The 13,494-nt window shown below is 51.1% G+C and carries 17 protein-coding genes; 1 reads left to right on the forward strand and 16 read right to left on the reverse strand.

Features of this window, described 5'->3' with window-relative positions:
* Positions 1-45: 45 nt before the first annotated feature.
* From phnE (FFI61_RS13630) to FFI61_RS13705, 16 genes are all read right to left on the reverse strand, one after another.
* Positions 46-855: a phosphonate ABC transporter, permease protein PhnE gene (phnE, locus tag FFI61_RS13630; RefSeq protein WP_200371124.1), complete on the reverse strand. Its 810-nt coding sequence runs from the start codon at positions 853-855 to the stop codon at positions 46-48.
* Positions 849-1,667, reverse strand: coding sequence for a phosphonate ABC transporter, permease protein PhnE (phnE, locus tag FFI61_RS13635; RefSeq protein ID WP_200371126.1), 819 nt, complete (start codon positions 1,665-1,667; stop codon positions 849-851). Before phnE (FFI61_RS13635) ends, phnE (FFI61_RS13630) begins: the two co-directional genes overlap by 7 nt.
* On the reverse strand, positions 1,664-2,458 hold the full coding sequence (phnC, locus tag FFI61_RS13640; protein ID WP_100640337.1) for a phosphonate ABC transporter ATP-binding protein: 795 nt from the start codon (positions 2,456-2,458) through the stop codon (positions 1,664-1,666). Before phnC ends, phnE (FFI61_RS13635) begins: the two co-directional genes overlap by 4 nt.
* Positions 2,459-2,510: 52 nt before the next feature.
* Complete coding sequence (phnD, locus tag FFI61_RS13645) at positions 2,511-3,503, reverse strand: phosphate/phosphite/phosphonate ABC transporter substrate-binding protein (RefSeq protein WP_200371130.1); 993 nt, start codon at positions 3,501-3,503, stop codon at positions 2,511-2,513.
* Positions 3,504-3,758: 255 nt separating this feature from the next.
* Positions 3,759-4,253, reverse strand: a complete 495-nt coding sequence (locus FFI61_RS13650) for a hypothetical protein (RefSeq protein WP_200204492.1) — start codon at positions 4,251-4,253, stop codon at positions 3,759-3,761.
* A 155-nt stretch (positions 4,254-4,408) separates the two neighbouring features.
* Positions 4,409-5,032 carry a 2'-5' RNA ligase family protein gene (locus FFI61_RS13655; protein WP_200371131.1) on the reverse strand — a complete coding sequence of 208 codons (624 nt, stop codon included), beginning with the start codon at positions 5,030-5,032 and terminating at the stop codon, positions 4,409-4,411.
* 80 nt (positions 5,033-5,112) lie between these two features.
* On the reverse strand, positions 5,113-6,084 hold the full coding sequence (gene cysK / locus FFI61_RS13660) for a cysteine synthase A (protein WP_200371133.1): 972 nt from the start codon (positions 6,082-6,084) through the stop codon (positions 5,113-5,115).
* A 26-nt stretch (positions 6,085-6,110) separates the two neighbouring features.
* Positions 6,111-6,359 carry a DUF3297 family protein gene (locus tag FFI61_RS13665; protein WP_200204499.1) on the reverse strand — a complete coding sequence of 83 codons (249 nt, stop codon included), beginning with the start codon at positions 6,357-6,359 and terminating at the stop codon, positions 6,111-6,113.
* Positions 6,360-6,455: 96 nt separating this feature from the next.
* A complete protein-coding gene (locus tag FFI61_RS13670; protein ID WP_200371134.1) occupies positions 6,456-6,872 on the reverse strand; it encodes a hypothetical protein in 417 nt (138 codons plus the stop codon).
* A gap of 39 nt (positions 6,873-6,911) precedes the next feature.
* Positions 6,912-7,997 (reverse strand): glutathione S-transferase family protein, encoded by a 1,086-nt coding sequence (locus tag FFI61_RS13675; RefSeq protein WP_200371135.1) that lies wholly within the window; start codon positions 7,995-7,997, stop codon positions 6,912-6,914.
* Positions 7,998-8,059: 62 nt separating this feature from the next.
* Positions 8,060-8,392 (reverse strand): hypothetical protein, encoded by a 333-nt coding sequence (locus FFI61_RS13680; protein WP_200371136.1) that lies wholly within the window; start codon positions 8,390-8,392, stop codon positions 8,060-8,062.
* Positions 8,393-8,469: 77 nt separating this feature from the next.
* Entirely contained in the window at positions 8,470-9,006 is a 537-nt protein-coding gene (locus tag FFI61_RS13685) for a zf-TFIIB domain-containing protein (protein WP_227714930.1), read from the reverse strand.
* Positions 9,007-9,066: 60 nt separating this feature from the next.
* Positions 9,067-9,459: a DoxX-like family protein gene (locus tag FFI61_RS13690; protein WP_200371138.1), complete on the reverse strand. Its 393-nt coding sequence runs from the start codon at positions 9,457-9,459 to the stop codon at positions 9,067-9,069.
* Complete coding sequence (locus tag FFI61_RS13695) at positions 9,452-9,889, reverse strand: thiol-disulfide oxidoreductase DCC family protein (RefSeq protein ID WP_200371139.1); 438 nt, start codon at positions 9,887-9,889, stop codon at positions 9,452-9,454. Before FFI61_RS13695 ends, FFI61_RS13690 begins: the two co-directional genes overlap by 8 nt.
* Positions 9,890-10,167: 278 nt before the next feature.
* Positions 10,168-10,725, reverse strand: a complete 558-nt coding sequence (locus tag FFI61_RS13700) for a porin family protein (RefSeq protein WP_200371141.1) — start codon at positions 10,723-10,725, stop codon at positions 10,168-10,170.
* 182 nt (positions 10,726-10,907) lie between these two features.
* On the reverse strand, positions 10,908-11,585 hold the full coding sequence (locus FFI61_RS13705) for an HAD family hydrolase (protein ID WP_200371143.1): 678 nt from the start codon (positions 11,583-11,585) through the stop codon (positions 10,908-10,910).
* Positions 11,586-12,093: 508 nt separating this feature from the next.
* Between FFI61_RS13705 and FFI61_RS13710 the strand changes: the two genes are divergently transcribed.
* On the forward strand, positions 12,094-13,221 hold the full coding sequence (locus tag FFI61_RS13710) for a zinc-binding dehydrogenase (RefSeq protein WP_200371145.1): 1,128 nt from the start codon (positions 12,094-12,096) through the stop codon (positions 13,219-13,221).
* The last annotated feature ends 273 nt before the right edge of the window (positions 13,222-13,494 follow it).

Here is a 13,494-nt window from a genome sequence, read left to right on the forward strand (position 1 = left end):
CGAGCGCCTGCCGCCCGAAACGCTCGGGCGACAAGCAACTCCAGGTCAAATTACTTTTTTGCGCAGGACGCTGGTCAGCGCCTCGCCCAGAATGACCAACACAACGATTGCGAGCAGGATAGTTGCAACAGTTTGCCAAGCAAACATGTCGATGGAACCCTGCAACAGCACCCCGATACCACCAGCACCCACCAAGCCCAACACAGTGGATTCACGGATGTTGATATCCCAACGGAGAATAATGATGGCAAAAAAGGCCGGCATTACCTGAGGCACAATCGCATACAGAACCACCTTCATTTTGCTGGCACCGGTTGCTTCCATGGCTTCCACCGGGCGGCGGTCAATCTCTTCTATCGCCTCGCCCATCAGCTTGCCGATAAACCCGACTGAGCGGAACATCACCGCCAAAATACCGGCCAGCACGCCGGGGCCAAAAATAGCCACGAACAGCAATGCCCAGATAATGGTGTTCACAGAGCGGCTGGATACCAGAATGAACCGGCCAATCCAGAGCGTGATCTTGTTCGGTGTGGTGTTCTGAGCCGCTATGTAAGACACCGGCAGAGCGATGAAAATCGTCAGCATGGTGGACAGGGTGGCAATGTGCACCGTCTCCAGCATGGCGGAGAAAATCGCACTCCACTTGCTGAATTCCGGCGGCCACATGCGTGCGCCCAAGCTTTGGATCTGGTTGGGCGCATCCCAAACCCAGGGCCAAAAAATATCAATATCACGCACGGCCCAAACAACAGCTATCAGCGTGGCCAGGTAGACCGCATAGCGCGTAAGCTGTTCTTTACGGTCGTAGCGCGACCAGACTCGGTCGGTCAGTTTTGCAGCGTGATCTACCATACTTTTTTCCTCACCCATCCGCTCAAGCCTTCACTGACCAGAATGATCGCAATAATCATCAGCAAAATGGCAAAGGCGAAATCGTAATCGTAACGTCCGAAAGCGTTCATCAGCGTGCCACCGATACCACCGGCACCCACAATGCCAACAACGGCCGATGCGCGAAGGTTACTGTCGAGCTGATACATGGATAGCCCGATCTGGCGCGGCATGATCTGTGGGAAAACCCCATAAACCAGGATTTTCATGTAACCGGCGCCAACAGAGCGCATGGCTTCAACCTGGCCCCAATCAATTTCTTCAATCTCTTCTGCCAATAACTTGGCAACGAAGCCGATGGAATAGAGAGTCAGGGTAAGAATGCCCGCCATGGGGCCAAAGCCCACCGCTGCAACAAACAGAATGGCGACGATAACCGGGTGAAAGCTGCGGGAGACGATAATAAGAGTCCGCCCCAGAATGTAAACGGGAAGGGGCGCTACGTTACGAGCCGCCATGACCGCAATGGGAACCGACAGGAGAACACCCAGCATGGTCGCCAAAAAGGCGATCTGGAAGCTTTCCTTGAAGCCCGTCCACAGCAGCCCGCCGCGTTCAAAACTGGGAGGGAAAGCGCCGCCAAAAATTTTGCCTGCACGGGGCAAGCCTTCAGCGATACGCTGCCAATCAAAAGGCAGTGTTGAGAATGCCCAGTACAAGTAGGCCAGGGTGATTGCGACCAATCCATAGCGAATCCAGGGATTTGCTATGAAAGGGGGCTTTTTCCAGACCCTGCCCGGCTGTGCACCGGATGCAGTGTTCCCGGATGTCATGCCGAAGCCTCCTCAGTTGGGGATGCAGGCTCACCAGCATCTTCTTCCGGCGACTCAATGCCACCGTAAATGGCATCCAGAGCATCCTGGTTGAAGTCTTTGGGTTCACCGTCAAAAATCATCTGCCCATGACGCATGCCGACAATACGGTCGGTGTACATACGCGCCTGAGTTACGTTGTGAATGTTGATTAGTACAGGCAAAGACATTTCACTGGCAAGGCTTTGCAGCAGGCTCATGATCTGCTGTGAGGTTTTCGGGTCCAACGACGCCGTGGGCTCATCGGCCAAAAGAATTTCGGGCTCTTGCATCAAAGCACGTACCACGGCAACACGCTGGCGTTCACCACCGGAGAGTTGGTCGGCACGTTTATCGGCGTAGTGGGCGATACCCACACGCTCCATGAGGCTGAACGCGCGGTCGATATCCGATTGTGGGAAGCGACGAGTCAAAGCCTGAAAGAAGGACACATAGCCCAAGCGACCGGAGAGCACGTTTTCCATAACGGTTAAACGGTCAATCAGGTTAAAGCCCTGAAACACCATACCGATCCGCCGACGAGAGTGGCGCAGGTCGCTTCCGCGAAGATTGACCAACTCGTGGCCGTTCAGCTTGATCGAACCCGACGTTGGCTCGACCAACCGGTTGATGCATCGTAACAAGGTGCTTTTACCTGCACCGGATGCGCCGACGATGGAAACAACACTGCTGCCTTCCACCTTCAGATTCAGGCCTTTGAGCACAGGTTCGTTTTGCCCGTAACGTTTTACGAGGTTGGTAATCTCTAACATGTGTTTACTCCGGATAGAGCCTCTGGCGCGATGCCAGAGGCTCCTGGGCTACTTATTTAAGGTTATCGCGGGTGTACTGAACGCCATTAGAGGCCTGGATGGTGCGGATGACCTTCCAGTTATCTTTGTAGTTGATGGGAATGAACGTTTCGACGCCTTCAAATTCCTCACCGAGCTCAGTGCCGGCAAACTTGAAGGTGTAAAACGCTTCGCGGATCTTCTCAACCAGATCCGGGTGCAGGTTGTGCGCATAGTTGTATGAGGTAGTCGGGAAGCGATCTGATTCCCAAACCAGACGCACGTCGTCTGTGTCATACAGCCCGCGAGCCGCCATACGCTCCACGACTTCTGATGCTACCGGAGCGGCATCATAGTCTTTTGCGACCACACCCAGCATGGACTGGTCATGGCTACCTGAGAAGGAAATCTCATAGTCTTCTCCAGGTACGATGCCCATCTCAGGGAACAGGGCCCGTGGAGCCTGGTTACCAGAGTTAGACGTTGGGGAAGTGTGAGCTACGCGCTTGCCCTTCAGATCTTTCATCTCATGAATATCTGAATCAACGTGGGTGAACACCTGCAACGTATAACCAAACTGACCTGTTTCTGAACCCATCAGCGCAAAAGGAACCGCACCAGCCAGGTTTACCGCAAAAGGCGTTGGGCCAGTGGAGAAACCAGCAATATGCAGACGGCCACTGCGCATAGCTTCTACTTGAGCTGAGTTGGACTGAACAGCAAAGAAGCGAACATCACGGCCGGTCACTTCCGAAAGATGATCGATAAACGGCTGCCAAATATCGGAATAAATGGCGGGGTCTTCAACCGGGGTGTAGGCAAAAATCAGGGTGTTGGGATCGTTCCACTTGGACTTGTCCGCAGGCAAGTCTGCAACCATGTCGCCATTTTCATCGCAATACAGAGTATCCAGTGCGCCTCTCTCGCAGTCGGCAAACGCCTGACCGCTGAAACTTGCCATCAAAACGGAAGCCGCTAAGGCAGCAGAGGGCAGTACCCCGGGAAGCTTTTTTTTATGGAAATTCATTGTGATTCTCCGTCGGGAGCGGTCCAAGCATGGGGTTCCATGCGGTTTAATTGAACATCTGGGGAGGGCCGACTCCAATTGGTTTTTTATTGCTAGATGTTCAATTGAACATTCATAGTAGCAGCAACTTGCCATGAGGCAAGACCGGGAGTGCATGAAATGAAGACACAACCTGAGAGCAAACGCGGGAAGAGAGGAACAAATGGATGCAGCGGTGGATGTGACAGCGCCATTCCACCGCTATTTGGGAGGGACTTACTGGTAAATAACTTCTCTTTTTGAAACCAGGCAAATGTTGTCGTTTGTGCCTTGAGCAGAGAGGTAAATGTTTACGGTATCATTTTCATTTTTCAGAATTAGGGTCTTGCCGTTCATGGTGCCTACATAGGCCCAGTCACCGAACACCTCTTCCCTGGTGAGCATGCAGGACTTTGGTAACGCAAAGGTTTCAACATAGGTGGTGTCGCATTTGCCTGATGACGTAGGCGCGGCAATCACAGTTACATGGGAATCGCCATCAGAGTAGCCCTTGCTCGACAAGGAAGCATAGAGGCGGTTATCCGGGTCGCCTGAGTTCCAGGTTGAATGGGTTGCATGGTTTTTATCACCAATAATGAAATCACCCATCTCTGCCAGAGGTGCCACACACTTTACAACACCATTCTTGACGGCCTGGGATTCAATAACCGTGGTATCGGCATTGGCATTCAAAGCAAACAAAACAGAAGCGGCCAAAAGGATTTTCTTCATTGTGTCTCCAAAATAAAACCAGTCTTCGCATAGTCTCAGCCGCCAGAGTGGCCGGCAGTTAAAGGTTGCGCTAACCCTAGCCCAAAGCAATTGTAACGGGAACACGGAACCCCTGAATTTTGCAGTGTTTTACGGAACCTTATCAACCTGCCTGGTTAACTAGCCTGGGGTGCCAGTTTTATGCGATGTAAAACTTCATAAGGGCCTTGCACCTCCCTGGTTTTGTATTGTGCGAATACAATTTCATTAACCATAAACTCGATATCCGGCGAGTGTATTCCGGACATTTCTTTCACTATGCATGAAGTGGAATGTGCCTGGTTGTAAAAGCCCAGTGTGACATGCGGCGTGTAGGGTTTCGGGTTTTGCTGGTGCTCAACAGTGTTGAGGCAGTTTCGGATAGAGCTCAAATAACCGCGTGGGTCAGCAATTTCCAGATAAGGGCAGGTGGCAAAGCTGTTGCACCTTGCTAACTGCAATGGGAAAGGCCGCAGATTGGCAGCCTCCAGTTGCTCAATGGTTCTGATTATTGACGGTGCAAGCGAAGGGGGGTCTTTCAGCAAGCCTTCCAAGGCTAACGTAATATGAGGCTGGCGTTGGTAGCCAGGATGCAAACGGTGGGAAAGATATTCCTGGTGAGAGTGTATTTTCTCGAGACAATCAGAACCTGTTGTTTCAATCGCCCAGAAACCAAAGTGCTCAATGCCTTTGTGCCATTCTTGGAAATCTCGCAACTCAGTAGCGTAGGTCGTTTTACGGTTCAAAAAGTCGGAAAACATAATCGAACGGCTGGGTTCTGAGTTTTGGGGTGCATAATGGCGCCCCAACAAGACTCGGAGCGCCATTATGAGGTGGCGTTTTACTGCACGTTTTCCGTATCGCCAAACTGCTCGGCAAACAGGGCGCTGGAGAGGTAGCGCTCGGCAGAATCCGGCAGAATGACCACAATGTTCTTACCTTTGTGTTCAGGCTGCTGGCCAACCCGGACAGCGGCAACCACTGCCGCACCACAGGAAATGCCGCACAGAATGCCTTCTTCCTGCATCAAGCGGTGGGCCATGGCCATGGCGTCTTCATTGGTGACTGTTTCCACCTGATCAACCATCTCCAGATCCAGATTCCCTGGCACAAAGCCAGCGCCAAGGCCCTGGATTTTGTGCGGTGCCGGCTTGAGGGCCTCGCCATTACGCACTTGGGTGATGATAGGGGAGTCGGCAGGCTCAACAGCAACCGTAGTAATGGCCTTGCCTTGGGTATTCTTGATATAGCGAGATACGCCCGTAAGCGTGCCGCCGGTGCCTACGCCCGCAACAAAAATATCCACGACACCATCAGTGTCGTTCCAGATTTCAGGGCCGGTGGTGTCTTCGTGAATTTGCGGGTTAGCCGGGTTATTGAATTGCTGTGGCAGAAAGTACTTTTCAGGCTCGGCCGTTGCCAGTTCTTCTGCTTTGGCAATCGCGCCAGGCATGCCCTTTGCAGGCTCGGTCAGCAGCAGGTCCGCACCCAGCGCTTTCAATACCTTGCGGCGCTCCAGGCTCATGGAAGAGGGCATTGTAAGAACAATCTTGTAGCCTCTGGCTGCAGCAACAAACGCCAGAGCTATGCCAGTATTGCCACTGGTGGGCTCGATAATGGTCATGCCCGGCTTCAGCACGCCCCGCTTCTCGGCATCCAGTATCATTGCCGTACCAATTCGGCATTTTACCGAATAGGCCGGGTTACGACCCTCAATTTTGGCCCAGATAGTAGCGCCATCGTTAACACGGTTCAGCCTGACCAGAGGCGTATTGCCAATAGACTGAGAGTTATCTTCAAAAATGCGGGGCATGGGTAATCTCCTTGGCACCGTGTTGCTTAATCGTAGTAGGCCTCAACCTTACCTTTCATAGTCATCAACAGCGGCTGGCCACGACGGTCCAACGCTTTGGGGGAGGCGATTTTTATCCAACCCTCACTGATGCAGTATTCCTCAACATTGGTGCGCTCTTTGCCATTAAGCTTGATAGCAATATCGTGCACAAAAACTTCAGCGACATGGTGCGGGCTGTTAGGGTTTCTTGAAAGACGATCCGGTAGATCTGGCAGTGATTTAGTATCGCTCATGGTAGTAACCTGCATTGAATAAAAGGAGCGCCATTCTAGGCAATATGGATTTGATGCTCAATCACAGCTGTAGGGTTGCCCCCTCTGCCATCCGGTTTACTGTCTTTGGATCAAAACCCGCTGGATAATATGACCAGCGGTGCGATCTTTTGCATCGCTGGCATGCTGGTCAGCCCGGCTTCGGGCTTCTGCTTGGCTGGCACTTGATACAAAGGCCGTAAACTGTTTGGTCACGGCTTGGTGATAATTCCTGAACGCAGCTTCACAGCCCGCCTGGGCACCCTTTGCAATGTCTGAAGGGGGTGCAGATGTGATATGGCTGAAGCGGTCGGATTCACTGGCCATGCAGTCCTGATACGCCTTGTATTTCTCGTTCAGATTGGCACTGAGGGCCTTCTTTTCATCAGAGGTCAAATTCGGCGCAGGCGAGAGAGCCGCGCAGCCAGCCAGCGATCCGCACAATGCCACCACCATGGTAGCGCCCCGCCAACGGGCAGCATTAAAGAAAATCATACCTGTCAACCCCTTATATTATGTATTGAGCCTTGTGTTCTAGCTTTTATAGAGCCGGGCCCGCTTTAATTCTACCTTCACGGGTAAGGGTTCAGAAAATACGGAAGCCAGCCCCAGTTCTTGGATAAACCCTTTAAGCTCTGAAGAGCCTGCCTCCACATTTTGATTGATTCGTTGCACCATCCAATAAGGATAACTCACGTTGTAGCGCGTCTCCGATTCTCCCTCAATCGTTAACCTGGCGTCTCCAAGGCGTTGGGGTATCTTATCTTTAGCGGGGTTTTCATCTGCCCAGGATTTCACCCCCTGAATAGCTTGTTCTAACAACGGGGCCTGCAGTGATGACATTGCCTGCAAAACAGGAATCAGTGTGTCAGGTAACTCATCATTTGGGAGCAAGGCTTCACAAGGCTGACCGAACGATCCATGCATTGCCATTAGCCACGTATGAAGATGATCGTATTTTTTAATTAGATCTACCGGTTCGGGGTCACGATGCAGGTGGGCGTATAGCTGGCCATATAGTGCAAAGTCTCCAATGGTAGGCTGGCCGCCTAATAGAAATGCATAGGCCTTAAAGTGCTCGTCCAACAGGGACAGAATGTTTTCAACCGCGACCTCTAACCTGGGCTCCATTTTTTTCGTGATGCCCAGTATTGGCAAATAGCCTGACATCTTTCCGGCGAATTTTTTAGCCACAGTGCGTTGTAGGACACCGGGGAAATAGGGGAGTGCATTCTTGCCGAATTCGCCAATGATAAACTTCAAGTTACCCTTGTAGTTCCAACGGTAGTGAAGAGAGGCCATGGGCAACCATTCATCAGCAAATAGCTCCACCAACAGGCTGGCAAGGGCTTGTTTTGGCGTTTCCGGGAAAACCGGTTTGAGTCGGTTTTCGGTTTCATAAACATCGATGATATGGCTTGAATCTTGTAGCACGGAGCCATCGAGCCGAAACACAGTGGGCATTATTATTTTCCCAACGGCAGGCTGCACTTTTCTGAAAAGCGTATGAGCGTTGGGTGGCTTGTAGTCGTAGGGAATATTTTTGTAGTTGAAATAACTGCGCACTTTTGCGGTGTATGGGGAAACATCCCACCCTAAGAGCTGGTCTTTTCTAGCCATTTTGTTCTCATTATTTTATGTTTTTTTGGCCGACGCTAAGCTGACGTTGATTGCGCAATATACTAAATGATTTCTTTTACGATCATGTTGCGAACCAGTTCAACGGCATCTCGGTCGTTGCCGGCAACCGCCACCCAGACCTTGCTTTTGCCTTCTCCCATAGCCAGGCATTTTACGACTACTCGGTTGCCTTTGTAGGTGCCATAAATGCCGTGCTTGTTCTCGACCTGATTCTCCAGGCCAATCTTTTGCAGGGTAAATGAGCTCTGAATTTCACAAGCTGCAGCAGACTTGTCGAGATCTTTGAACCAGGACCAAAGTTCCGGAGCTTTATAAGGTTCTTGGGCAAAACATGCACCACTGAGCAATACCAATGCCAGAATCCACTTTTTCATACACGTTCCTTGTCTTGAAAGTTAGCCTTGTCCCAGGCGTCTAGAATCAACTGCAAGCTGCTCAGGGGTAGATTGTGCTAATCCGAACCTATGAACTGAACAATGGGTGATTTCTTCTCATGGTTTTTAAGCCAGTCTCTCACCTCTACGGCTTTCGCTGCATCGTCTTCACCCACGATTCTTTTTAACCGCTCAACCTTCATGGAGTCCATCCTTGCCCCTCGCACATTTCTTTGCCATTGGTCGGTAAAAACCTTGGGAAGCTTGTGGGTAAGCTCTAATGACTTGAGTAGCTTCCATTCACTGCCGTCCAGCCATGCTTCATCACAAAAGCTACAAAGATCAATACGGTTTTTGTGGTCGCTCGATATAGAGAATTTGGTCATTATTTTGCTGCACTTTGGGCAGCAAAGGGCGGTTTTGGCATCGCTTTCCACAGTGACATCTGTGTCAACTTCCTCACTCTCGCCGATGGGCTGGTTCCTCTCCGCCCAATCACGATAGTAGAGCAGTGACAGCAAAGAGCCCTCACATTCCGGGCACCCCATAACGGGAAGTCCTTCTTCCATTCTCGTAGGCTTCAAATCAATATTTCTACATTTGGGGCACTGCATAATGCTTCCTTTTTTCAAAAAAATCCTGATGCGTGGTGTGCAGCATACTGAGGCGCAGCGTTATCTATCTCTCTCAATCACCTGCAGAAGATGCAAGCTGGCGATTGAAAGCGCAGCGACAGCAGCATTCGTTGTTATTGGATTGAACGCGCCACCCAGCAGTATGGGTTGAACCCGCATTACGAATGCCAGCAAACCTACCATTGCGGCTAATGTAAGCAGCAGCGGCCAACGCTGTCGCCAAAATATCAAGATAACAACGGCCATGGCAATCTCTAACACGCCAGCGATAGCGGCCAACTGAACCGCACCAGAATGTGAAAACCCTGCCGCCATGCTCATTGCCAGCTCATCCTCATGGGGGTAGAGCAATTTCGGAATCAAGCCTTGATAGAACCAGATAAAAGCAATGGTGCCCCGGCATACTGCGTAGCTTAAAAGTGGACTATTCACCCAGGAACCTTGAATCATGATCTTTGTTGGGAATCACACAAGCATCGTAGCGACCGAACAGCTTGTAGCGGTTTAATGCAATTCGGTCGTATAGCCAGTCTCGAATCACTGACGGCACAACCCAACCAATGCAGGCCAATGGCCACGGCCAAGGCAGTTCACGCATTACCCTGAAAAAGGCAGTAGATTTTGTATAAATATCCGGCCCCTCAGCAAGCAACATGGTTTCGTAATAGTCCGTCGGGAAACCGTGCGACTGAAGAATCGCCTGGCCTTCAGGTGATTGAACGGTCGCTAATTTAAATCGACGTTTTTTATCGAACCTAATGAGGAAGCGCGCCCATGCGGCGCAAAGTCGACACACGCCATCGAACAAAACTACCCGGTCCTCAGCAGCAATACTTGGTTGAGCTTGCGATTTCTGTTTCATATTAAACTGAAGTTATCGGTGCGTAGTGATTGAAGTGGGGGAGAACCCGAGGGCAACCAAATACTACTATAGGAAGGCCTGCCTTCACATGACGCACGTCGTCACTTGGAGAATTCGAACGGGGTTTTCTTCCACCTGATGTATACAGCCAAGAAGTTCGGATCTTGATTTGAGGGAGCGGCGCCGGCGATGCTGCTAAAGCGGGGAGGGGGGGAGACGATACAGCAAGAGTGAAATCTGAAAAGCCGACCTGAATGGCCGGCTATATCAATACTGCATCAGAAGAGATAAGAAGCACCCACAGAAATGCCAGAAATTTCTGCACCGTCTTTATCAATATAGCTCATGTACTCCGCATTCATCTGAACGTTGCTGCTAAGGTCAAAATTCGCACCAACGCCGTAAGAAATATCAGATTCAGACGCAGATACAGTTGCTGAACCGCCAGGCCCTTTAGCAGAAGCCGTCAGCTCACCCTTGGTAAAGCCCAAAACAACATAGGGATAGATCGGCGTTTCATTTGGAATGCCCAACACGCCATAGCCGCCAACAAGGTAATCAATTTCAACTTTAACGCTAACATTGCCAACGCTGGCGGATTCATCAGCAACGCCAAAACCCGCGCGCAACTCGGCTGCAAAATAGGGATTGACTTTGGTTCCCACTTTGGCGACCAGCGCACCCAAGTCTATGTCTTCCGAGAGCCCTTCTTCTTCATAAGTAACAAAAGCATAGTTCACACCTGCATAGGCTTGTTGAACATTACCTTGAGCAGATGCGAATACTGGAGCTGCCATCAACGCGACAAAAGAGCCCGCTAAAATAATCTTTCCCATTATTCTTCCTTAAATTTTAATATTTACCAGGTTGTGCCACATCATATCTTTGATGCTGCGAGACCATAGCAATCGCTTTTGGCATTTTCTATAGATTTAACAGAGTATTACAAAGGTCTGTGTGGCCGGGAATCGCCAACAATTCAGCGAGCATCCTATTCCTGTTTACTGCATCAGAGACGTTAAGCCTCAAGGGCAGGGGCCAAGTAGCGCTTCTGAATATACTCAAACGCAGCATTCATATTTGGCAGAACCGCTGTGGCCAAAGAGAAATCGTGGTTCCTGGTCATTTCGGTTGGAATGGCCAGGCACGCTATTCCGGCCAAGGCTGCGGCACGCAATCCATGCTCCGTATCCTCAATCGCTACACAATCTTCTGGCTTCAGGGACAGGCGTTCAAGGGCCAGCAGGTAGCAATCTGGTTCCGGTTTGCTTCTCATCACATCGTCTCCTGAAACAGTAACACTAAACAGCGATTCCAATTGATTGGCGCCAAGCGTTGCCCGCACACCATTTGCGCTGGCGCCAGTGACTACGCCGAGCTTTAAACCTGATTGGTGCAAAGACGAAACTGTTTGGATAACGCCGGGCATCAGAGGAAAAGAATTCTGTTCAAGATACTTGGCAGTTTGAAGGTTCTTCGCCTTCGCAAGAGCGACTGCCTCGGCCGGGATGCCAAACCGTTTGACCAGATCAACTGCGTTTGCAGGGGTCGGAACACCAGCATACAAGTCCTTGTATTGTTGTTCTGTCAGCTGAACCCCATAAGTTTTAAGAACCGTATTCCAGAGTTCCAAGTGAACCGGTTCGGAGTTTACAAGTGTTCCGTCGTGATCGAAAAGTACAGCCTGGATGGACATATCGCTAAGATTCCTTTGTCGTATTTACCAACCCCACCAGTCCCAAACTTTGGCTATAGCGCGCCAAACAGCCCCGAGAATAGATGGGAAGAGTTGCGGGAGTAGCAAAGCCAACACAGCAAATACGATGATGCAGGTGACGAGGTAGCTACTACTGAGAAAGCCATCCCAATAGACGGCCAGTTCCAGGTTTGCCCAGAGCCAAACGAACGCTGCGGTTGGGATAGAGAAGAACAGCGATGCGAAGAGACTGATCAGCCTCGATTAAATCGGCCCACTTTGTTCGCGATTTTTTGCCATGATAGATGACTTCCTTGTGTATAACGTCAGCGTCCGCACCCGCCTGTAATAATAAAGCAGAAGCACGCCCCATTCAGCTCATTGTCGGTGCTATTGAGGGCAGTTGAACATTAATGCTTGGTGAAGTGCTAATCTGACCTCAGTTTTCCGCTACGATCAAACAGTTCAGCGAAGTGACAGACAGCCTAACGTTTTCAGGAGAAGAAAAATGTCGGACACCAACATCGAACTTATTTCCACCATTAGCGAAGACAACACACTGGAACTTGCCCTGCGGGAGATCGAGATTCCCCAGCCCGGCGAAAACGAAGTGATCATCCGCATCGAAGCCGCTCCTATTAACCCGTCTGACCTGGGGGTGATGTTCAGCGCGGCCGATATGACGACTGCCAGCCAATCCGGTAGCGCCGATCGCCCGGTTATCCGTGCCGATGTTCCGGCCAAGTTCATGGGCGCCGTTAAAAAGCGGGTTGGCAAGGCTATACCCGTAGGCAACGAAGGGGCCGGTACAGTAGTAGCTGCGGGCTCATCCGCCGCTGCGCAAAGCTTGATGGGCAAAACCGTTGCGTTCATTGGCGGTGGTAGCTACCGCCAATATCTCTGTGCCAAGGTGCAAAGCTGCCTGGAATTAGAGCCGGGTACGACTGCAGCCGAAGGTGCTTCAAGCTTTGTTAACCCGCTGACCGCATTAACCATGGTCGAAACCATGCGAGCTGAAGGTCACAAGGCCATCGTTCACGCTGCCGCCGCCTCCAACCTCGGACAAATGCTCAACCGCATCTGCATCGCCGACGGCATCGACCTGGTCAATATCGTCCGCAAGCCAGAACAGGAAACCTTGCTGCGGGAATTGGGTGCCAAATACGTGGTTAACTCCAGTAGCGACAGCTTTATGGCTGACCTGACCCAAGCACTGATCGAAACCGGCGCGACCATCGCGTTCGACCCGATTGGTGGCGGTAAATTGGCCAGTGACATTCTCACCTGCATGGAAGCCGCCGTGTCTCGCAACACCACCGAATACAGCGTGTACGGATCTGATATCTATAAACAGGTTTATATTTATGGCGGGCTTGACCGCGACCCCATCACGCTAAACCGCAACTTTGGTTTTGCCTGGGGTGTGAACGGCTTTTTATTGTTTAATGCATTAGGAAAACTGAGCAAGGAAACCGCCATCGCCATGCGCAAACGCATAGCAGCAGAGATCAAAACCACGTTCGCCAGCCACTACACTCACGAAGTATCGCTGGCCGGTGCTTTACAGCTGGATGCGATGGCGGTTTACGGCAAACAGGCTACTGGCGAGAAGTTCCTGATCAGACCACAGAGCTGAGGTTTGGTGTGTGGCCGTGAGGCCATCCCAGGCTGCTGGGGGCAGAATGACTTCAGCGGCCTGGGTCTCTTTTTGTGCGGCTTAACGCCCCAATCACCGGGCCAGCGGTCTGGGGCAATTATAGTGGTAAGCAAGAGCGCAGCGACATCACAAACAATTGCGCAACGTAGCTGGCTCCGAGTACATTGGATTGATATAACTCTTCTTACAACACGTAACTTTCTTCAAAACATCAAGCCTATTTCTGGCGCATATACGCTTTCAAGCACCGAG

Origin of the sequence: Marinobacter sp. DY40_1A1, assembly GCF_016597815.1 — a bacterium.
Taxonomy (GTDB): domain Bacteria; phylum Pseudomonadota; class Gammaproteobacteria; order Pseudomonadales; family Oleiphilaceae; genus Marinobacter; species Marinobacter xiaoshiensis.

What these genes read in the sequence shown, in the direction of transcription:
- FFI61_RS13675 (WP_200371135.1), bottom strand. Translation starts at nt 7,997, where the DNA reads ATGGCTAGAAAAGACCAGCTCTTAGGGTGGGATGTTTCCCCATACACC.
- FFI61_RS13685 (WP_227714930.1), bottom strand. Translation starts at nt 9,006, where the DNA reads ATGCAGTGCCCCAAATGTAGAAATATTGATTTGAAGCCTACGAGAATG.
- FFI61_RS13705 (WP_200371143.1), bottom strand. Translation starts at nt 11,585, where the DNA reads ATGTCCATCCAGGCTGTACTTTTCGATCACGACGGAACACTTGTAAAC.
- FFI61_RS13650 (WP_200204492.1), bottom strand. Translation starts at nt 4,253, where the DNA reads ATGAAGAAAATCCTTTTGGCCGCTTCTGTTTTGTTTGCTTTGAATGCC.
- FFI61_RS13670 (WP_200371134.1), bottom strand. Translation starts at nt 6,872, where the DNA reads ATGATTTTCTTTAATGCTGCCCGTTGGCGGGGCGCTACCATGGTGGTG.
- FFI61_RS13665 (WP_200204499.1), bottom strand. Translation starts at nt 6,359, where the DNA reads ATGAGCGATACTAAATCACTGCCAGATCTACCGGATCGTCTTTCAAGA.
- FFI61_RS13680 (WP_200371136.1), bottom strand. Translation starts at nt 8,392, where the DNA reads ATGAAAAAGTGGATTCTGGCATTGGTATTGCTCAGTGGTGCATGTTTT.
- FFI61_RS13710 (WP_200371145.1), top strand. Translation starts at nt 12,094, where the DNA reads ATGTCGGACACCAACATCGAACTTATTTCCACCATTAGCGAAGACAAC.
- FFI61_RS13655 (WP_200371131.1), bottom strand. Translation starts at nt 5,032, where the DNA reads ATGTTTTCCGACTTTTTGAACCGTAAAACGACCTACGCTACTGAGTTG.
- phnC (WP_100640337.1), bottom strand. Translation starts at nt 2,458, where the DNA reads ATGTTAGAGATTACCAACCTCGTAAAACGTTACGGGCAAAACGAACCT.
- cysK (WP_200371133.1), bottom strand. Translation starts at nt 6,084, where the DNA reads ATGCCCCGCATTTTTGAAGATAACTCTCAGTCTATTGGCAATACGCCT.
- FFI61_RS13695 (WP_200371139.1), bottom strand. Translation starts at nt 9,889, where the DNA reads ATGAAACAGAAATCGCAAGCTCAACCAAGTATTGCTGCTGAGGACCGG.
- FFI61_RS13700 (WP_200371141.1), bottom strand. Translation starts at nt 10,725, where the DNA reads ATGGGAAAGATTATTTTAGCGGGCTCTTTTGTCGCGTTGATGGCAGCT.
- phnE (WP_200371124.1), bottom strand. Translation starts at nt 855, where the DNA reads ATGGTAGATCACGCTGCAAAACTGACCGACCGAGTCTGGTCGCGCTAC.
- phnD (WP_200371130.1), bottom strand. Translation starts at nt 3,503, where the DNA reads ATGAATTTCCATAAAAAAAAGCTTCCCGGGGTACTGCCCTCTGCTGCC.
- phnE (WP_200371126.1), bottom strand. Translation starts at nt 1,667, where the DNA reads ATGACATCCGGGAACACTGCATCCGGTGCACAGCCGGGCAGGGTCTGG.